Source organism: Klebsiella ornithinolytica (assembly GCF_030505655.1).
GTDB lineage: Bacteria > Pseudomonadota > Gammaproteobacteria > Enterobacterales > Enterobacteriaceae > Klebsiella > Klebsiella ornithinolytica.
In genome coordinates this window covers 1,451,188-1,468,155 of sequence record NZ_CP130153.1, presented here as the reverse complement: position 1 = coordinate 1,468,155, position 16,968 = coordinate 1,451,188, and the positions used below count along the sequence as shown (strand labels likewise).

The 16,968-nt window shown below is 55.5% G+C and carries 16 protein-coding genes and 1 tRNA gene; 4 read left to right on the top strand and 13 right to left on the bottom strand.

The window, feature by feature from the left end; all coding sequences use genetic code 11:
• Positions 1-3: 3 nt before the first annotated feature.
• Both aroC and prmB read right to left on the bottom strand, forming a co-directional pair.
• Positions 4-1,089, bottom strand: a complete 1,086-nt coding sequence (aroC, locus tag Q1L34_RS06985; protein ID WP_004865259.1) for a chorismate synthase — start codon at positions 1,087-1,089, stop codon at positions 4-6.
• A gap of 30 nt (positions 1,090-1,119) precedes the next feature.
• Positions 1,120-2,052: a 50S ribosomal protein L3 N(5)-glutamine methyltransferase gene (prmB, locus tag Q1L34_RS06980; RefSeq protein ID WP_015583759.1), complete on the bottom strand. Its 933-nt coding sequence runs from the start codon at positions 2,050-2,052 to the stop codon at positions 1,120-1,122.
• Between the two features lie 166 nt (positions 2,053-2,218).
• Between prmB and smrB the strand changes: the two genes are divergently transcribed.
• Positions 2,219-2,770, top strand: a complete 552-nt coding sequence (smrB, locus tag Q1L34_RS06975; RefSeq protein ID WP_015583758.1) for an endonuclease SmrB — start codon at positions 2,219-2,221, stop codon at positions 2,768-2,770.
• Positions 2,771-2,790: 20 nt separating this feature from the next.
• On the opposite strand, the gene sixA is transcribed toward smrB, so the two are convergent.
• The 4 genes from sixA to Q1L34_RS06955 form a co-directional block, all read right to left on the bottom strand.
• Entirely contained in the window at positions 2,791-3,276 is a 486-nt protein-coding gene (gene sixA / locus Q1L34_RS06970) for a phosphohistidine phosphatase SixA (protein WP_015583757.1), read from the bottom strand.
• A 209-nt stretch (positions 3,277-3,485) separates the two neighbouring features.
• Complete coding sequence (fadJ, locus tag Q1L34_RS06965; RefSeq protein ID WP_327204420.1) at positions 3,486-5,630, bottom strand: fatty acid oxidation complex subunit alpha FadJ; 2,145 nt, start codon at positions 5,628-5,630, stop codon at positions 3,486-3,488.
• Complete coding sequence (gene fadI, locus Q1L34_RS06960; protein WP_327204419.1) at positions 5,630-6,940, bottom strand: acetyl-CoA C-acyltransferase FadI; 1,311 nt, start codon at positions 6,938-6,940, stop codon at positions 5,630-5,632. The genes fadJ and fadI overlap by 1 nt, the downstream gene beginning before the upstream one ends.
• 158 nt (positions 6,941-7,098) lie before the next feature.
• Entirely contained in the window at positions 7,099-7,383 is a 285-nt protein-coding gene (locus Q1L34_RS06955) for a YfcZ/YiiS family protein (RefSeq protein ID WP_004865274.1), read from the bottom strand.
• 365 nt (positions 7,384-7,748) lie between these two features.
• Between Q1L34_RS06955 and fadL the strand changes: the two genes are divergently transcribed.
• Positions 7,749-9,095 (top strand): long-chain fatty acid transporter FadL, encoded by a 1,347-nt coding sequence (fadL, locus tag Q1L34_RS06950; protein WP_113990923.1) that lies wholly within the window; start codon positions 7,749-7,751, stop codon positions 9,093-9,095.
• A gap of 68 nt (positions 9,096-9,163) precedes the next feature.
• On the opposite strand, the gene mlaA is transcribed toward fadL, so the two are convergent.
• Positions 9,164-9,925 carry a phospholipid-binding lipoprotein MlaA gene (gene mlaA / locus Q1L34_RS06945; RefSeq protein ID WP_015583753.1) on the bottom strand — a complete coding sequence of 254 codons (762 nt, stop codon included), beginning with the start codon at positions 9,923-9,925 and terminating at the stop codon, positions 9,164-9,166.
• 268 nt (positions 9,926-10,193) lie between these two features.
• On the opposite strand from mlaA, the gene Q1L34_RS06940 reads away from it, so the two are divergent.
• Positions 10,194-11,099 carry a formate/nitrite transporter family protein gene (locus Q1L34_RS06940; RefSeq protein WP_004865281.1) on the top strand — a complete coding sequence of 302 codons (906 nt, stop codon included), beginning with the start codon at positions 10,194-10,196 and terminating at the stop codon, positions 11,097-11,099.
• A 74-nt stretch (positions 11,100-11,173) separates the two neighbouring features.
• Positions 11,174-11,248 (top strand) — tRNA-Arg (locus Q1L34_RS06935).
• A gap of 22 nt (positions 11,249-11,270) precedes the next feature.
• Here Q1L34_RS06935 and Q1L34_RS06930 read toward each other — a convergent pair.
• From Q1L34_RS06930 to tssF, 6 genes are read right to left on the bottom strand one after another with little or no spacing between them, the layout of a single operon-like run.
• Positions 11,271-12,620: a VasL domain-containing protein gene (locus tag Q1L34_RS06930; protein ID WP_162660910.1), complete on the bottom strand. Its 1,350-nt coding sequence runs from the start codon at positions 12,618-12,620 to the stop codon at positions 11,271-11,273.
• A gap of 37 nt (positions 12,621-12,657) precedes the next feature.
• Positions 12,658-13,131: a hypothetical protein gene (locus Q1L34_RS06925; protein WP_325995650.1), complete on the bottom strand. Its 474-nt coding sequence runs from the start codon at positions 13,129-13,131 to the stop codon at positions 12,658-12,660.
• A 19-nt stretch (positions 13,132-13,150) separates the two neighbouring features.
• Complete coding sequence (tssE, locus tag Q1L34_RS06920) at positions 13,151-13,621, bottom strand: type VI secretion system baseplate subunit TssE (RefSeq protein ID WP_306124909.1); 471 nt, start codon at positions 13,619-13,621, stop codon at positions 13,151-13,153.
• Positions 13,621-14,166 carry a type VI secretion system lipoprotein TssJ gene (tssJ, locus tag Q1L34_RS06915; RefSeq protein ID WP_004865293.1) on the bottom strand — a complete coding sequence of 182 codons (546 nt, stop codon included), beginning with the start codon at positions 14,164-14,166 and terminating at the stop codon, positions 13,621-13,623. The genes tssE and tssJ overlap by 1 nt, the downstream gene beginning before the upstream one ends.
• Positions 14,144-15,229: a type VI secretion system baseplate subunit TssG gene (gene tssG / locus Q1L34_RS06910; protein WP_327204418.1), complete on the bottom strand. Its 1,086-nt coding sequence runs from the start codon at positions 15,227-15,229 to the stop codon at positions 14,144-14,146. Before tssG ends, tssJ begins: the two co-directional genes overlap by 23 nt.
• Complete coding sequence (gene tssF, locus Q1L34_RS06905; RefSeq protein WP_099844066.1) at positions 15,193-16,947, bottom strand: type VI secretion system baseplate subunit TssF; 1,755 nt, start codon at positions 16,945-16,947, stop codon at positions 15,193-15,195. The genes tssG and tssF overlap by 37 nt, the downstream gene beginning before the upstream one ends.
• Positions 16,948-16,968 lie beyond the last annotated feature (21 nt).

The window sequence follows — 16,968 nt, the reverse complement described above, 5'->3', positions numbered from 1 at the left end:
CGATTACCAGCGTGGAATTGATGTCGTCACGTCGCCATTTTGCGCGCGTTGACGCATAAAGTGATCCATTAGCACGATCGCCAGCATTGCTTCCGCGATCGGCACCGCACGGATGCCCACGCAAGGATCGTGGCGCCCTTTGGTGATCATCTCGACTTCTTCACCGTGACGGTTAATCGTATGACCCGGTACGGTGATGCTGGAGGTCGGCTTCAGCGCGATATTCGCGACGATCTGCTGACCGCTGCTGATACCGCCAAGAATGCCGCCCGCATGGTTGCTCTGGAAACCATTTTTAGTGATTTCATCGCGATTTTGGCTACCGCGCAGTTTCACCACCTCAAAACCATCGCCAATTTCCACGCCCTTCACCGCATTGATGCTCATCAGCGCATGGGCAATGTCGGCATCCAGACGGTCGAATACCGGCTCACCGAGTCCCGGTGGCACGCCATCAGCGACCACGGTCACTTTTGCTCCGATGGAGTCGCCCTCTTTCTTCAGACCGCGCATCAGTTCATCAAGCGCTTCAATTTTATCCGGGTCCGGGCAGAAGAACGGGTTTTGTTCAACCTGTTCCCAGTCTTTGATTGCCAGAGGAATATCGCCCATCTGGGTCAAACAGCCGCGAATCACAATGCCGAATTTTTCCGCGAGGTATTTCTTGGCAATCGCCCCGGCCGCCACCCGCATCGCGGTTTCACGCGCTGAGGAACGTCCGCCGCCGCGATAATCGCGCAGGCCGTATTTCTGCTCGTAGGTATAGTCAGCATGCCCTGGACGGAAAACGTCTTTAATCGCGCCATAGTCCTGAGAACGCTGATCGGTATTCTCAATCAGCAGACCAATGCTGGTCCCGGTCGTCACGCCTTCGAATACGCCGGAGAGGATCTTCACCTGATCCGGTTCACGACGCTGCGTGGTGTAGCGTGAGGTCCCCGGACGACGACGATCCAGATCGTGCTGCAGATCGGCTTCAGTCAGCGGAATGCCCGGCGGCACTCCGTCAACAATGCAGCCCAGCGCCAGACCGTGCGATTCGCCGAAGGTTGTGACGCGAAAGAGTTGTCCAATTGTGTTTCCTGCCATCACGGCTCCGTCATGTTTGCGTGTTGTTTTTTAGTCTTTATAAATGCCGAAATGCGCGCGGGCGGCGATCAGCTGCGGTTTGGTCAGCATGAAGACGCCATCCCCGCCATTTTCAAACTCAAGCCAGGTAAACGGTACGTCCGGATACTGCTCAATCAGATGTACCATGCTGTTACCGACTTCACAAATCAGAATACCGTCGTCGCTGAGATAATCCGGCGCATTACCGAGGATGCGGCGCGTCAGCTTCAGACCATCGCTGCCGGAAGCCAGACCCAGTACCGGCTCATGACGATATTCGCCCGGCAGGTCGGACATATCTTCTTCATCAACGTACGGCGGGTTGGTGACGATCAGGTCGTACTGCACTTTCGGCAGGTCGCGGAACAGGTCGGAACGAATCGGCGTCACCTGATGGATCAGGCCGTGCGCTTCAACGTTCTGCTCGGCAACGGCCAGCGCATCAACGGAGATATCCACCGCGTCCACTTCCGCTTCCGGGAAAGAGTAAGCGCAGGCGATCGCAATGCAGCCGCTGCCGGTGCACATATCCAGAATGTGCTGCGGTTGATGGTCAATCAGGCCGGCGAAGTGATTATTGATAAGCTCGCCGATCGGGGAACGCGGCACCAGCACACGTTCGTCCACGAAAAATTCATGGCCGCAGAACCAGGCTTTATTGGTCAAATAGGCAACCGGAATACGTTCGTTGATCCGGCGAATCACGCGCTCAACAATGCGGTGTTTTTCGCTGGAAGTCAGACGCGCGGAGTGCATATCCTCCGGAATATCCAGCGGCAGGTAGAGCGAGGGCAATACCAGCTGTAGCGCCTCATCCCACGGGTTGTCCGTGCCATGTCCGTACCAGATATTCGCCGCGCTGAAACGACTGACCGCCCAACGCAGCATGTCCTGAATGGTATGCAGCTCATTGACCGCTTCATCAACAAAAATTTTATCCACGCCATCCTCCAGGACACGCTCTACTGTAAATTCGGCGGCTAGTTTGCCACGAAGACGGCGATAAATCAGCATTCTTACGTCAGGCGGACGGGGAAAAATACGTTTTGCTTGCCTGAACAGAGGCCGAGTCGGGTAAACTAGCGAAAAGAAATGATGAGAGTGGGCAATGAAAAAGAAAACATCGCTAAGCGACGAGGATCAGGCGTTGTTCCGCCAGTTAATGACCGGCACGCGTCAGATTAAGCAGGACACCATCGTGCACCGCCCGCTGCGCAAGAAAATCACCGAAGTACCGCCAAAGCGCTTACTTCAGGAGCAGGCCGATAACAGCCACTATTTTTCCGATGAGTTTCAGCCGCTGCTGAATACCGAAGGAGCGGTCAAATATGTTCGCCCGGACGTGAGCCACTTTGAACTGAAAAAACTGCGCCGCGGGGATTATTCGCCGGAGCTGTTTCTCGATCTGCACGGGTTGACCCAGCAGCAGGCGAAGCAGGAGCTGGGGGCGCTGATCGCCGCCTGCCGTCGCGAACATGTCTTTTGCGCCTGCGTGATGCACGGGCACGGGAAACACATCCTCAAGCAGCAAACGCCGCTCTGGCTTGCGCAACATCCGCACATCATGGCTTTTCATCAGGCGCCAAAAGAGTACGGCGGAGACGCCGCACTGCTGGTGCTGATTGAAGTTGAAGAGTGGCAGCCGCCGGAGCTTCCGTAATACGGACGCTCCGGGGGGAGTCAGATAGCCTTCGCCATCTTCAGGTTGCAGGGGCTCATCTGCCAGTTGAACTCGCCCTTGCCATCTGCATCAAGGGTGACACAGGCAATAGCCGAAGTGGTGAACATCGGGGGAGTTTCTCCCGGGCACAGCTCTGAGACGAGGTACCCCACCAGCGGCAGGTGCGAAACAACCAGCACCGTTGAAACACCTTCATTGTTCAGCGTCTGAAGCCAGGCACTGACCATGCCAACATCGCCACACGGCGTGAGCTCCGGCATCACGTCGACATTTTCAGGCAGGTCCATGCACTCTCTTACCACATCCAGCGTCTGTTCAGCACGCAGGTAAGGACTGACAAGAACCCGTTCAATATCCACTTTTTGACCTTTCAGCCAGGTTGCCATCTGACGGGACTCATCACAACCACAAACGGTTAAGGGACGAACCGAGTCACTGGCTGCATCGAGGGCAGCGTCGCCGTGACGCATGATAAAAACTTGCATATTGCACCGCTTTTGTTAACCAGAAGCACCGCAGTCTTACCTGCGTGGATAGCACGCAGTCGACCCGGTGGCCGGGCATTGTGCCTGATTCATCCAACGAATGAAACGCTGTTTTTTACCTCAATGGCGTAAGTATAGTCAATGATTGTTTACAAAACAGCCAACAGACCACGTCATTCATCGCCGGATTTATCTTCTTTGACCAGAACTTAGGTCGTCCGTTCAGCAGTGGGCCAAAAGGTTGCCCCCTGCCCGGCCATGCGCAATAAATTCTCGCATGGGGTAAACCGTGGGCCGTACTGAGCGGCCAGACGTTGCAAGATGGCAACAACTTCACCCGCCCCGAGTTGATCCATATAACGGAACGGGCCGCCAAGAAACGGCGGGAAGCCAATACCGAACACCGCGCCAATGTCGCCATCGCGGGCGCCGCGGATGACCTGCTCATCGAAGCAGCGTGCGGCTTCGTTAAGCATCATCATGACGCAACGCTCAGCTATCTGCTGGCCGGATAAGCGCGCCTGCGGGGCAGAAACGCCCAGCAGCGAATAGACCGCAGCATCGGGTCGTTTTTTGCTTGTACGCCCTTTTGTCTCATAAAGATAGAAACCGCGGCTATTTTTTCTACCTTTGCGATCGTCATTCAAGATCGCATCAATGATGTTTGCAGGCGGGCTAAAACGCTCTCCCCACGCGGCTTCCAGTACCGGCAGAATTTTGGTCCCGGTATCAATTCCGACTTCATCCAGCAGTTGAATCGGCCCAACAGGAAAACCGAATTTCACCAATGATTTATCGATATGATCAAGGGGCTCACCTTCCACGAGTAAGCGCATCGCTTCGTTGATGTAAGGCGCCAGAATACGGTTGACGTAGAAACCCGCTTTATCCGCCACGACGATCGGCGTTTTCCCCTGCATTTTGGCCAGCTTGACTACCGTCGCAATCGTCTGCGAATCGGTATGCTGATGGGGGATCACTTCAACCAGCGGCATTTTCTCGACCGGACTGAAGAAGTGCAGGCCAATCACCTGTCCCGGTCGACTGGCCTGCGCCGCAATGTCGCTGATAGGGAGCGAAGAGGTATTGGAGGCAAAGATCGTCTGCGGGCTACAGTGTGCTTCGATCTCGGCCACCATCCGCTGTTTAAGAGCTAAATCCTCGAAGACGGCCTCGATCACCACATCGCGATGGGCAAATCCCTGATAATCCGTGGTGCCGGAAATCAACGTCAGCTGACGATCCCGTTCACTGGCGCGCAGGTAGCGGCGGCGCACCTGCTTGTCCAGCAGATCCCAGCTGTATTTCAGCGCATGGTTAATCCCCCGAGCCTGAATATCTTTGATACGCACCGGAAGCCCGCCTTTGCAGGCGGTAACATACGCAATTCCGCCGCCCATCAGACCGCCACCGAGAATGCCGATGCGATTCAGTGGCCCGGCCTGCGCATCGGCACCACGATCTTTTTTCAAATCCGTGCTGGCAAAGAATATCGATCGCAACGCCTGAGATTGCGAGGTCATCGCCAGCTCACCAAAGGCACGTGCTTCCTCGGCATAGCCGCTGCTACAGCCGTGAGCTAATCCATTTTCAATCACCTGCAGAATGCGCTCGGCGGCAGGATAGTTGCCCTGGGTTTTCTGTCGGGTCTTTTTCCCCACCAGCCGAAACAGCAGATTACGGCCCAGCGGTCCGGCCAGCACCCGCTCACGGATCGGCATACTGCGGCTCGCCGGCCGCCCTTTCAGCGCCAGTTCCACCGCCGTCTGCAGCAGAATTGATTGCGGAACCACCTCATCCACCAGGCCCGCTTTTAACGCCTGGCGCGCGCGAAGCTGCTTGCCGGTCAAAATCATCTCCAGGGCGCCGCTGACACCGATCAGTCGGGGTAATCTCTGAGTACCGCCGGATCCCGGCAGCAGCCCCAGCTGGACCTCAGGCAGACCCAGACGCGTTTTCTCGTCATCGCTGCATACCCGTCCATGGCAGGCCAACGCCAGCTCAAGGCCGCCGCCCAGGCAGGCGCCGTGGATAGCGGCAATGACCGGAATCGCCAGGCCATGGATCTCCGCCATAATTTGTTGCCCCTGGCGGGCGAGCGCTTCCGCTTCCTGAGCGGTGGCGCAGCGGGCAATCATATTGATATCCGCGCCGGCGATAAAATTGTCCGGTTTTGCGGAAATCAGCACCACGCCGCGGAGGGTTTTATTATCACGAATCTGGCGAACGATCGCCCGCACCTGCTGGCCAAATTCGGCCTTCAGGGTATTCATCTTTTCACCGGGCGAATCGATCGTGATGACGGCAACGTTGTCCGGACGAATATCGAGGGTAAATGCCGATGCCATGTCCATTATTCCGCCTCCAGAATCATCGCCGCGCCGAGACCACCCGCCGCACAGGCGGTCACCAGGCCAAATCCGCCCCCCCTGCGCCGCAGTTCATGTAGCGTCTGGGTAATCATCCTCGCGCCGGTGGCTGCAAAAGGATGCCCGTAGGCAATTGAACCACCGAGGACATTGAATTTACTTTCGTCGACTTCCCCGGTCGCCTGCGAGCGCCCGAGCACGTCGCGAGCAAAGCGGTCGCTGGCCAGGCACTGAAGATTCGCCAGCGTCTGCGCGGCAAAGGCCTCATGCATGTCGATAAGCGTTAAGTCAGCCAGGGTCAGCCCCGCCCTTTCGAGCGCCAGCGGCGTTGACCACGCCGGCCCTAACAGCATATCCTGGCGGACATCGATGGCGGTAAAGGCGTAGCTGCGCAGGTAGCCAAGCGGGGTTAAGCCCAGCGCTTTGGCCTGAGACTCGGTCATCATGATCACCGCCGCGGCACCGTCGGTTAGCGGCGTACTGTTTGCCGCAGTGACCGTGCCATGCTTGCGGTCAAAAGCCGGACGTAACTTTTGGTAATCAGCCAGGGTTGAATTTTTACGAATATTGTTGTCGTTTTCCAGCGGTTCACGAAACGGCGGCGCATACGCAGTCATCACTTCAGAAGCCAGCTTCCCCTCTTCCCAGGCTTTCGCCGCTAGCTGGTGCGAGCGGTGTGCCAGCGCGTCCTGCTGTTCACGGGTAATACCCCATGTTTTTGCCATTTGCTCAGCGGTATCCCCCATCCGCAGCCCGGTCGAATACTCGGCAACCGCAGGCGGGACCGGTAAAAGATCGCGAAGGCGTAAACGGGAGAAGAGCTTCAGGCGCTGTCCGAGAGTGCGCGCTTTATTGGCATCCACCAGCGTACGGGCCAGCTTTTTACTGACGCCGATCGGCAGAACGGATGAAGAGTCTGCCCCGCCGGCAATACCTGCGCGGATCGTTCCCACCATCAGGCTCTCCGCGACGTTGGCGATGGCCTGAAAACTGGTGGCGCAGGCGCGACTTACGCTGTAGGCATCGGTGTGTACGCTCATGCCGGTGCCAAGCACAATTTCGCGCGCAATATTTGGCGCTTCTGGCATCTGCACCACCTGGCCAAATACCAGCTGCTCAATCATTTCCGGGGGAATATCGCTACGAGCCAGCATTTCGCTGATAACCATTTTTCCCAAATCAACGGCGGGAACACCGTGAAATACCGTGGCCTGACGGGCAAACGGCGTACGTAAACCGCTGACAATGGCAATGCGATCGCCTTGACGGGTGACAAGCGGTAATGCCTGACTCATGACTTTCCCCTGTTAACCGATAAAACCAAGTGGTCTGACCTGATAACAGTTTTAACTAATTTTTTACATTAAGCCAATCGGCGAAGAGAAAAAGTGGGAGCCAAAACACATAGAAGGGAGGAGATAACGCCCCTGACGAGAGGGGCGTTGAGGAGAAATTAACGCAGAGCGAGCTGGAAAATCAGCGTTTCGGCTTCACAGCAGAAGACAAAATCGATATCCAGCTGCACACCGCCTTCAACGTCGGTAAAGGTCGGGGTAATTTTGCACGGTTCAGATTCCACGCCACGTGCTCTCTCAGTCAACGCGGCGAGAGTTTGTTCCGCTTCGGCGCGATTGGCAAAAACCCGGCTGTAAGAGGCGGTGCAATCGGTGTTGTCCATAATGGTGCCAACATCCATACAGCAGCAAACCGGGGTTTCATCAGCACTACATTTACTCATCGTAGATTTCCTCTGTATATGCACTCAAGGTGCCAGACAATTGATGAGGTTATTTTACGCGCGGCGCCTCCCGGCCTCCAGTCGTTAATGGCGACAAAAGTCCTAAGTGACCGAAATCACACTTAAAAATGATCCAAAACAAAAAATGCCCTGTTTAGATAATACGAACGAGGCCAATTTTGCTAACTGGATCGCTTTTTTCGTATCACAACTGAAAAATCTCATAAACAAACTTGCAACATCTCATCTGGTCAGACCTATACTCAGCGCACTGGTCTGATTTCTCTGTCGTAAAGCAGACCCTACACTTCGCGCTTCTGTTACGGCATGTAACATAGTTTAAATAAAAATAACTCAATGAGGTTATGGGCATGAGCCAGAAAACCCGCTTTACCCAATCTGCCCTCGCAGTGGCTGTAGCACTTGTTTCAACACAGGCCTGGTCAGCAGGCTTTCAGTTAAATGAATTCTCTTCATCAGGTCTGGGCCGCGCCTATTCCGGTGAAGGTGCAATTGCTGACGACGCGGGCAATGCCAGCCGTAACCCAGCATTGATCATGATGTTCGATCGCCCAACGATGTCTGCGGGCGCGATATTTATTGATCCCGATGTGAATATTTCTGGCAAGTCGCCATCTGGCAAAAGTCTGAATGCCGATAATATTGCGCCAACCGCATGGGTGCCGAATTTACATTACGTTGCCCCGATTAACGATCGGTTTGGCTGGGGGGCTTCAATTACTTCTAACTACGGTCTGGCTACCGAGTACGCCGACGATTATGCTGCCGGGACCATGGGCGGCCAAACAGATTTGACAACTGTCAACCTGAACCTGAGCGGTGCTTATCGCCTTAACGACCACTGGAGTTTTGGTCTTGGCTTTGATGCAGTCTACGCCAAGGCGAAAATTGAACGTTATGCTGGCGATGCCGGTATGCTCGCTGCGGGCCAGATTATGCAGCAGGTGCCTAATTTACCAGCTGCTGCGCGGCCAGCTGCGATTGCCAAAGCGCAGCAGCTCGCAGCGATTCCAGCGGATCAACAGATTGCTCGCTTGAAAGGTGATAAGTGGGGATTTGGCTGGAACGCGGGTATTCTGTATGAAGTGGACAAAAACAACCGCTACGGCCTAACCTACCGGTCTGAAGTTAAAATCGATTTCGACGGTGATTATCGTAGCAATATGAATACGGCTGTCCCGGGCTTCCCTTACCCAACCGGCGGTTCGACAATCCCGGGCTCTTTGACGCTGAACCTGCCAGAAATGTGGGAATTGTCAGGTTACAACCGCGTCGCGCCAAAATGGGCCGTGCACTATAGCCTTGCTTATACCAGCTGGAGCCAGTTCCAGGAGCTGAAAGCTACTGGTTCCGATGGCCAAACGCTGTTCTATAAAGATGAGAGCTTTAAAGATGCCTACCGCATCGCGCTGGGTACCACCTATTACTACGACGATAACTGGACCTTCCGTACCGGTATCGCCTTCGATGATAGCCCGGTACCGGCAAGCACCCGTTCTATCTCCATCCCGGATCAGGATCGTCTGTGGCTGAGCGCGGGTACCACCTATGCCTTCAACAAAGATGCTTCGGTTGACGTGGGGGTTTCATACATGCACGGTCAGCACGTAGAAATTAAAGAAGGTCCTTACACCTTCCGTTCTGAAGGCAAAGCCTGGCTGTACGGCGCAAACTTCAACTACCGTTTCTGATCGGTCTGGCAGTATAAAAAAAGGGTGAACGCAAGTTCACCCTTTTTTATTGTCATATTTAATCGCGTTTACTGCGAGTCGATATCTTTCAGATCGCCCTGAATCGCCTGAGCGTTAGGGTTCTCGACCGGCGTCAGTTTACCGCCGTTGGCAATAAAGTCATGACGCTGGAAGTAGGCTTCGCGAACCATGATATACGGGTCGGAAGACTGGCGCAGCAGGCCATCGGAGTCCAGCAACTGAGCGCGAGTCTCAACCCCTTCAACCGCCCACTTACCGATGGACATCGGCCAGGTCAGCCAGGAAAGCACCGGATACAGACCATCAGCCATGTCACCGCCTTCATCACGCAGCGTAAAGCTGCCATAGAACGGCAGTTGTACATAAGGACCGTAACCCACGCCATAATGACCCAGGGTACTACCAAAGCGGTGCGGTTCAACACGCTGCAGTTTCGGGTTGGCCATCCCAGCGACATCAATCAGACCGCCCATCCCGAGAAGGGTGTTAAGGAAGAAGCGGGTAAAGTGCACCATACCTTTATAGGGATCGCCCTGCAGGAAGTAGTTCGCCATCACCGCCGGTTCTTCAAGGTTGCTGGTGAAGTTACTCAGCCCGTTGCGCGCCGGCTGCGGGACATAATCACGCCAGGCGACGGCAACCGGACGCAGCACGTACGGATCCACCACATTAAAGTTGAAGTCGAACATCGTACGGTTAAACCCTTCAAGCGGGTCTGAACGCCCCTGCGGCAGATCGCCAGAGCTGGAACTGGCACATCCCACCAGCAATGTGGCGCCAAGCGCAAGCGCCGACAGGCGAAAATTCATAGGTGTCTCCCTGTTAATTTTGGCTATTGCTGTGGGTTATCCGGGGACTGCTGCCTCCATTACGATATCGCCCGAAGCAAATTGCAATCTGGTGCCTGCTTTCAGCATAGCCTTCTTTGGCATAATTGTTGCGCCCTGATTCTATACATATTTTGCAATATCCGTATTGCTATTCTTGCCATTAGGAAAAATTTAGGAGGTTATCCCGGGCCGGTCGGGTGAAACATCTCTACGCTTATGAGAACGAAAAAATGCAGGAGGAAATGCCATGACGACAGATCCCAAACCTCACGAACGTCCTCATAGCGAAGAGGTGGAGGTTGAAAGCGATGAAAAACAGGATGGCGAACCGATTGAGGTCAACGAGAAGCGCCTGCCCTCACGTGCGATGGCCACCCATGAAGAGATCCGTCAGGAGGGAGAAAAAGAGCTGGAGCGCGATGCCCTTGCTCTTCTGTGGTCAGCGGTAGCCGCCGGCCTGTCGATGGGGGCCTCGATGGTGGCGAAAGGGATTTTCCATGTTCACCTGAGCGAACTTCCCGGTGGTTATTTACTGGAGAATCTGGGCTATACCTTCGGGTTTGTTATTGTCATCATGGCTCGCCAGCAGCTGTTTACCGAGAATACCGTCACCGCGGTATTACCTATCATGCATAAGCCGACGCCCGGGAATATTGGCCTCCTGCTACGTCTATGGGGCGTGGTGCTTATAGGTAACCTGGTCGGTACGGCAATTGCGGCCTGGGCCTTTAATATGATGCCGATTTTTGACGATGCCACCCGCGGCGCGTTCCAGGAGATCAGTTTAAAGGTCATGGAAAATACGCCGTCTGAAATGTTTGCCAATGCGATTATTTCCGGCTGGCTGGTGGCGACCATGGTATGGATGTTTCCCGCCGCCGGCGCGGCCAAAATCGTGGTGATCATTATGATGACCTGGCTGATTGCGCTCGCCGATACCACCCATATCGTTGTCGGCAGCGTTGAGATTTTCTACCTGGTCTTCAACGGCTCGCTGCCCTGGCAAGACTTCATCTGGCCTTTCGCACTGCCGACGCTGGCTGGCAACATTTGCGGCGGCACTTTTATTTTTGCGCTGCTCAGCCACGCGCAGATCCGTAACGACATGAGCAACGACAAAAAGGAGCGGCTCAAGGCGAAAAAACACCCTTAAGTGGCGAGAGTTTAAGCAGTCAACCCATAGATGCTTAACGAACAAGGAAAAAAACGCTATACTCCCGCCGCTTCGTCCCCTTAGTTAAATGGATATAACGAGCCCCTCCTAAGGGCTAGTTGCAGGTTCGATTCCTGCAGGGGACACCATTCTGGTGTTGCCAGACGTTCACTAAAACCCCTCTTTACTGCCCTGTTCACCATACACCTGAATCACTCCATTCAGGTGGCGCTGGATTTGCTGCTGCGTCGCCAGCGCGGCGTCTCCTTGCTGGCTTTGCATCAGGCGCAGCTGTTCCTCCAGAGGAACCGTCTGGCTGAAGCTCCTGGTCATTTCATACACCACCGATTTCAGTTCGCTGACGGTAATGTATTTCCCCTTTTGCCCGTCGAGGCCGTTAAGTTTGTCAGTCAGCGCCTGCAGCTGCTGCATACCGTTATGCCATCCGGTGAGGGAGTCTGGCGGAAGCTTGCTTTCGGCCTGCCGCTGCTGCCATTTCAGCTGCAGCTCAGCCACTTCTGGCTTCTGAGGCCACAGCGCCTTTGCTTGTGCCAGCAGCCCGTTACCATAGTGATACGCCCAGTCAGGCGGCAGCACAGCCAGCCTGTCGAGCTGCGACGACGCACTTTTCAGCCAGGCTGCCAGGTCTGGCCTCACTTTATCTTGCTGTATCGCCTGAATTTGCTTGCTGTTCAGCGCCTGAGGCAGCGAAGCAACGGAAGCAACGAGCGCCCCTGCGGACTCATCTACCCGATGCGCATAGTGCCAGCCTGCTAATGCAATCGCGCAGACCACCAGAGCGGAACCAGCCCCCGCCAGAAACACCGGCCAGCGCTTCGGCGGTGGCGGTGTTTCGCGCACCACCTGTACGCTCACCTCAGGTTCAGGGCGATTGACGTACACGAGGCGACTGACGGGGGGAGCTTCTGCTTCTGCAGGCACTGCGGCCAGCGCCTGTGGCGGAAGCGTAACCGCAGGCTGCGTGCTGTCCGGTGTTGAACTGTTTTCCAGACGGGTCAGTACGCTATTTATCTGCTGCATCAGTGGTCCCGTCTGACAGGCATGCTTCAGCTCCTGGCGAGTCAGAATGTCATTCATGCCCTGCAGCAGTCCTTCGGCCTGCATCAGCGCCGGTAGATCTCCGTGCCCGAGCGTAAAAGTGCGGAACAGCTTCTGTAGACGCTGAAAAAGACCGTTAAGGATCTCCACACGCGCATGTACCGACTGCGGCCAAAGCTGTGCCCACTGGTGGATCAGTAGCGCATTCAGGATCGTCAGCCCTTCATTCAGGCCGTTTATACGCGCCAGATGGCTGCGGGCAAGCGTGTACCACGCGCCGGTCTGCAACTCGACGCCGTTCAGTTCAAACAGAGAGAGACACAGCGTCTCCACCTGCGGCCAGTTCACATCCGGGCGCGCCGGATGCGTCAGCCTGGCCATCTCTTCGCGCAGCGCAATAAAGTCGGGAAGCTGACGTGGGTCACTGCCGGTTTTCACCGGGCGGGGTTGTACATCGTGCATAGTGGTTTCATCCCTGAGGATAAGAAAAAGGCGGGGATTAATCAGGCAGCAGCGCGCCAATCATGTCGAAAAAGACATCTTCGTTAAAGGTGACGCGAGGTGCCGCCATATTACCGCTGACGCTGCAGGTCCAGCTCACGTCGTCGCTTGAGCGCATAAACAGGCGGTACATTGAGGTTATCTGCCCCTGCGCGCAGAGCGTCACTTCCACACAGCCGACAACCCCCTGCCCGTACAAAAACACCGGCGTGAACTTCATCATCCGGTTTTCATACCGCAGGTGGATCCCCGGCACGTTGAACGCCCTGCCACCAATCAAAAACTCGACCAGCAACACGGAAACGGCCTCTGCGGAAATCCCCGTATCGGTAAGCCAGCTTTCCATTGTTTCCTGAAGTTGTCCCATTCGTTCACAAAACTCGGCAATATCGGCTTCGCTTTTGCTGTCAAACGCGCGACTGCGGGGATGCTGCTCCTGCAGTTTTTTTAGAAATCGTGCTTTGGCTGACATGCTGTCCCTGTAGTCTTCGTCAGATGAAAGAGCCCTGCATATGGGCTTTGGTGTCCAGATAGTTTTGCTGTTTGAGGTGGCGAATCAGCACCCGGCCTTCCGGCATGAAATCGGTACCGTAGCGCACAAGGCCGAGACCTTTCAGTTCGGTATCAATGGCGTAACGGAGCTCACCGGGAATGTGCTGGTCGAGCAGGATGACGTTAATGCTTTTCAGGCGTGGCTCATATTTGAGCAGCACGTCGGAGAGGGTCTTCAACAGCTGATGCGCGGTCCCTGGCATCCCTTGCAGGATTTTGGTCATATCCGGCAGACCGTAGTCCGGCAGATGCGCCAGCGTCCCGGCACGGCAGTTGAGAATGCGCTGCATATTGTCGAGTACCGACAAAATCACCTGGTTTTGCTCGTTGACCTGATGGAGATCGAGGCCACCGGTGAAGTTACCTGTCAGCATTTCATACAGCGAAGGCGTATTGTGTCCCTGAGACATCACTTGTCCTTAACCGGCTGTAATACCAGATGGTTATTACCGGCTTCCAGAATGCGAGGCTTATCCGGATCCAGCTCTTCTCGCTCAATGACCAATTTCCAGGTGTTATTCTCCATATCCGGATAACGGAACAACCCCACCACCGCCACGAACTGAGCATCAGCTTCCATCGGCATATCAAGACTTGCGTCGCCCCCGGGTTTTACCACCACATCGCGGCTGGCGAGCAAATCGGCTTTAAGGACAGTATCCCCGTCCTTCAGCAGTTGTTGATAGACGGTCTTGTCGAAGGTTTTACGGTCCTTCAACTGATAAATTCGAACAACGACCGATTCTGACAGCGAATTATTCTCGCGAGCGTCGGTATTCAGCGCTTCACGCGCGGTAAAATCCAGATGCAGTATTTTAATTTTCTTATAAAAGACGGAGGTGAATGCAGATTTAGTGCCGTCGGTGACGCTTTGCGTCAGGCCGCATCCTGTCAGGCCGATCGCCACCAGAGGTAGCAGCCAGAGAGCGGGTTTAGTCAAACTTGTACGTAACACGTCGGTTTCCTTGTTTTGGTATTGCGGACTGCAGGCCGCTGTAATAGCCCAGCTCCGTCGTAAAGCTTTCAGGAATATCTTCAGGGAGTTCATCTCCCTCAGCGCCCAGCACGCCGTTCATCCCCAACCAGAATACCCCGTCGCCGAGCGGCGGAGGCGTCAGGAGGCGGGTACTGACCGTCAGGCGGATTTTTGCCTTAAAACGCCAGCCTAAATACACTCGCAGCATCACCAGAAAGTCCTGATACAACAGCCCATCCGGCTTCCAGCTCTGCACTTCCTGTTCATTGTTTGTCGACAGCGCTATCAACAGCTGGCTGTTGGCATCCATGGCTTCATCCCCCAATGGCGTGTTGCCATCGAGCAGAAAGTCATCATTAGCGTAAAAACCTAATGGCTGACTAATTTCCACAGGTCGCAGACAATAAGGGCTGACCTTTACGCTGGTATTCGGGGCCAGAAGAGTCACCAGCGCCTGCATGCCTTCCTGGGTTTTGCCCGGTTGTCTCAGCACGCCAAGCAGCGCCAGAAAGCGCGACACCGGTGTGGCAATATGATTTGCCGTGCCTGGAATGCCCAGCCCCACAAGGCCAAGCAGTGACTGTGAAATAGTGTCGGTGCCGCCGGGTTCAAACGTGGCCGGGTAAGAGTATTTACGCCAGATGCGGTAAAACTGCGTCAGGATGCGGTGACTGAAGATATCGAGGAAGCCCTGCAGCGCCTCATGGCCCTCCCTTCGTTGAGTGATGTCATCGAGATAGGCCGTCGGCAGCGGGGAGTCAACACCGTACATCCCCATAAAGGTGGTGCGTACCCGCGGCAGCTTGCTGTCATCATCCTCGTCATATTCAACGGCCTTCAGTTCACTCGCCGGGAAGCCCATTCCGGGATGCGGCGCAAACCGCACCGGATCGTCACCGGGATGGCTGGTTGAGCCCATCAGCGGCCGCTCCGGATTCCGTTTTTCCAGCAGCTGGCAGAAACGGTAAAAGTTAATCCGGTTGAGGTCAGCCTCCAGCCGCGGAGTCAGCCGGGAATACGGCGGTTGTGCTTCTCTTCCCATTCCAGGCGCTCTCCGGTTGGTTGCAGAATGATAATCAGGCGGTTAAACAGATAGATATCGGTGTAGAGCGCCAGGAAGCGGCTCAGCATCTCGCCGAACAGGCAGATATCGCCGCGTCCGGCAAAGCCGTGACTGTCCAGCGTCACCTCAATCTGCACGCCGCGCACCAGGTAGCCCTGTTCGAAGCGCTCTGTTTCGCTGTGCGTCACGTCAATGATGGCTTCCAGCCGGCGGCGGTTCATCTCGCTGTCGGTCCATTCATACAGCGCCAGGGTGCCTCGCAGCACGTCGGCATTATCCATCATCGACAGAAATCCGCTGCCGAGGTGACTCAGCACGCGCCAGTGGAAACGGTCCTGCGCCGGTGGATAACAGGGTAACGTTGGCGCACACAGGTTACGCACGGCGATACTGGCCGAGGTGGTTTTCATCACCGTATCGAGCACCGTGCTTTGCAGTGCTCGTCGGGGCAACTGGCCGTTGGTGCCGGTGAGCGTCAGCGACAGGCTTTCGTCTTCCGGTACCGTGTGGTTATCAAAGGCTTCACCGCCGAGGATAAGCCAGGTGTTATGCAGCCCGGACGGGCCACGGCGCACGCGCGTGTGGTAGTAATACTCCGGTGCTTCATGGCGCATCATTCCGCCTTTGTGGCGGAAGCTCGAAAACGGCACGTAGGTATGCTGGCTTGATGACATCACCGAATCCACGGCGTAAATCTCGGTATGGCCATCCTGCACGCGCATTGGACGCAACATATATTCGGCCTGCAATGAATTAAGCGTCAGCGGGTCGGATTCCAGCGGGAACAGGTTAATCACCGGCACGCAGTTCAGGCGCAGGTGCTTTTCGGTAAAGCTGAAGTCATGCGCCCAGCGCTCAGCCAGTACCACGTCGATTTCAAACCATGGGAGCTCAGCCGGGAATTCCACAGTCTCCAGCCCGCGCAGGCCGGTGAACATGAACTTCTCGCGAAAGGTGAAATATTCCAGCAGCAGTTGATAACCACTAAAACTGCTGTTCCCTTTCGGCCACAGAACGTCGTCATCGCCAAAACCCAGCGCGCTGAAATACCCGTCGAGCGGTCTTCTGTCCATGTCGCCCGGCATCCGCAACCAGAGGCGCGCCGTGTTCATGGTAAAGGCTTCATGCATAGCGCAGGCCAGCGGTGCGTCTGCGTTGAAATAGAACGGGAGCTGGCTGAGATCGACACGGCTCCAGTCGGCGAGATGGCTGCAGTTAAAGCGCAGGCTGATGACCGAACGTCCGTCAGGGTCAGTCGACAGGCGGGCGTGATCCAGCGACAGCGGCTGAAGGGTGATTTCTTGGGTAGTGGTGTACCGGCAGCGCGTGCCCTTCTCACCGATCGGCCGTGAGTTCACCTCAAAGCCTTTGACGATGCGCATCTGCTCTTTCATCTCACGCCAGTCAGGAGTGAACTCCACCACCGACATTGACGGAATGGTGCGCAGGTAATGCGGCCACAGCAGGCTGACCAGCCCTTCGGTCAGTTCAGGCAGGTCGTCATCAAGCTTTTCACGCAGCCGGCCCATCAGAAAGGCAAAGCCTTCGAACAGGCGTTCCACATATGGGTCGCGTGCGCCCGCTTTGTCGAGATTGAGCATTGCCGCCTGCTCGGGGTGAGCACGGGCAAATTCTTCACCAGCTTCCAGCAGGTAGCGCATTTCAGCGTCGTAATAACGTAGGGTTAAATCATCCATAAATACCTGTTTTTTTTCTTT

Bases quoted from the DNA above. Each gene is read 5' to 3' on its own strand.
- tssE (WP_306124909.1), bottom strand. From the start codon at position 13,621: ATGTCTCAGGGACACAATACGCCTTCGCTGTATGAAATGCTGACAGGT.
- mlaA (WP_015583753.1), bottom strand. From the start codon at position 9,925: ATGAATTTTCGCCTGTCGGCGCTTGCGCTTGGCGCCACATTGCTGGTG.
- Q1L34_RS06930 (WP_162660910.1), bottom strand. From the start codon at position 12,620: ATGCACGATGTACAACCCCGCCCGGTGAAAACCGGCAGTGACCCACGT.
- sixA (WP_015583757.1), bottom strand. From the start codon at position 3,276: ATGCAAGTTTTTATCATGCGTCACGGCGACGCTGCCCTCGATGCAGCC.
- tssG (WP_327204418.1), bottom strand. From the start codon at position 15,229: ATGGGAAGAGAAGCACAACCGCCGTATTCCCGGCTGACTCCGCGGCTG.
- tssF (WP_099844066.1), bottom strand. From the start codon at position 16,947: ATGGATGATTTAACCCTACGTTATTACGACGCTGAAATGCGCTACCTG.
- smrB (WP_015583758.1), top strand. From the start codon at position 2,219: ATGAAAAAGAAAACATCGCTAAGCGACGAGGATCAGGCGTTGTTCCGC.
- fadJ (WP_327204420.1), bottom strand. From the start codon at position 5,630: ATGGACATGGCATCGGCATTTACCCTCGATATTCGTCCGGACAACGTT.
- fadI (WP_327204419.1), bottom strand. From the start codon at position 6,940: ATGAGTCAGGCATTACCGCTTGTCACCCGTCAAGGCGATCGCATTGCC.
- Q1L34_RS06955 (WP_004865274.1), bottom strand. From the start codon at position 7,383: ATGAGTAAATGTAGTGCTGATGAAACCCCGGTTTGCTGCTGTATGGAT.
- Q1L34_RS06925 (WP_325995650.1), bottom strand. From the start codon at position 13,131: ATGTCAGCCAAAGCACGATTTCTAAAAAAACTGCAGGAGCAGCATCCC.
- fadL (WP_113990923.1), top strand. From the start codon at position 7,749: ATGGGCATGAGCCAGAAAACCCGCTTTACCCAATCTGCCCTCGCAGTG.
- aroC (WP_004865259.1), bottom strand. From the start codon at position 1,089: ATGGCAGGAAACACAATTGGACAACTCTTTCGCGTCACAACCTTCGGC.
- Q1L34_RS06940 (WP_004865281.1), top strand. From the start codon at position 10,194: ATGACGACAGATCCCAAACCTCACGAACGTCCTCATAGCGAAGAGGTG.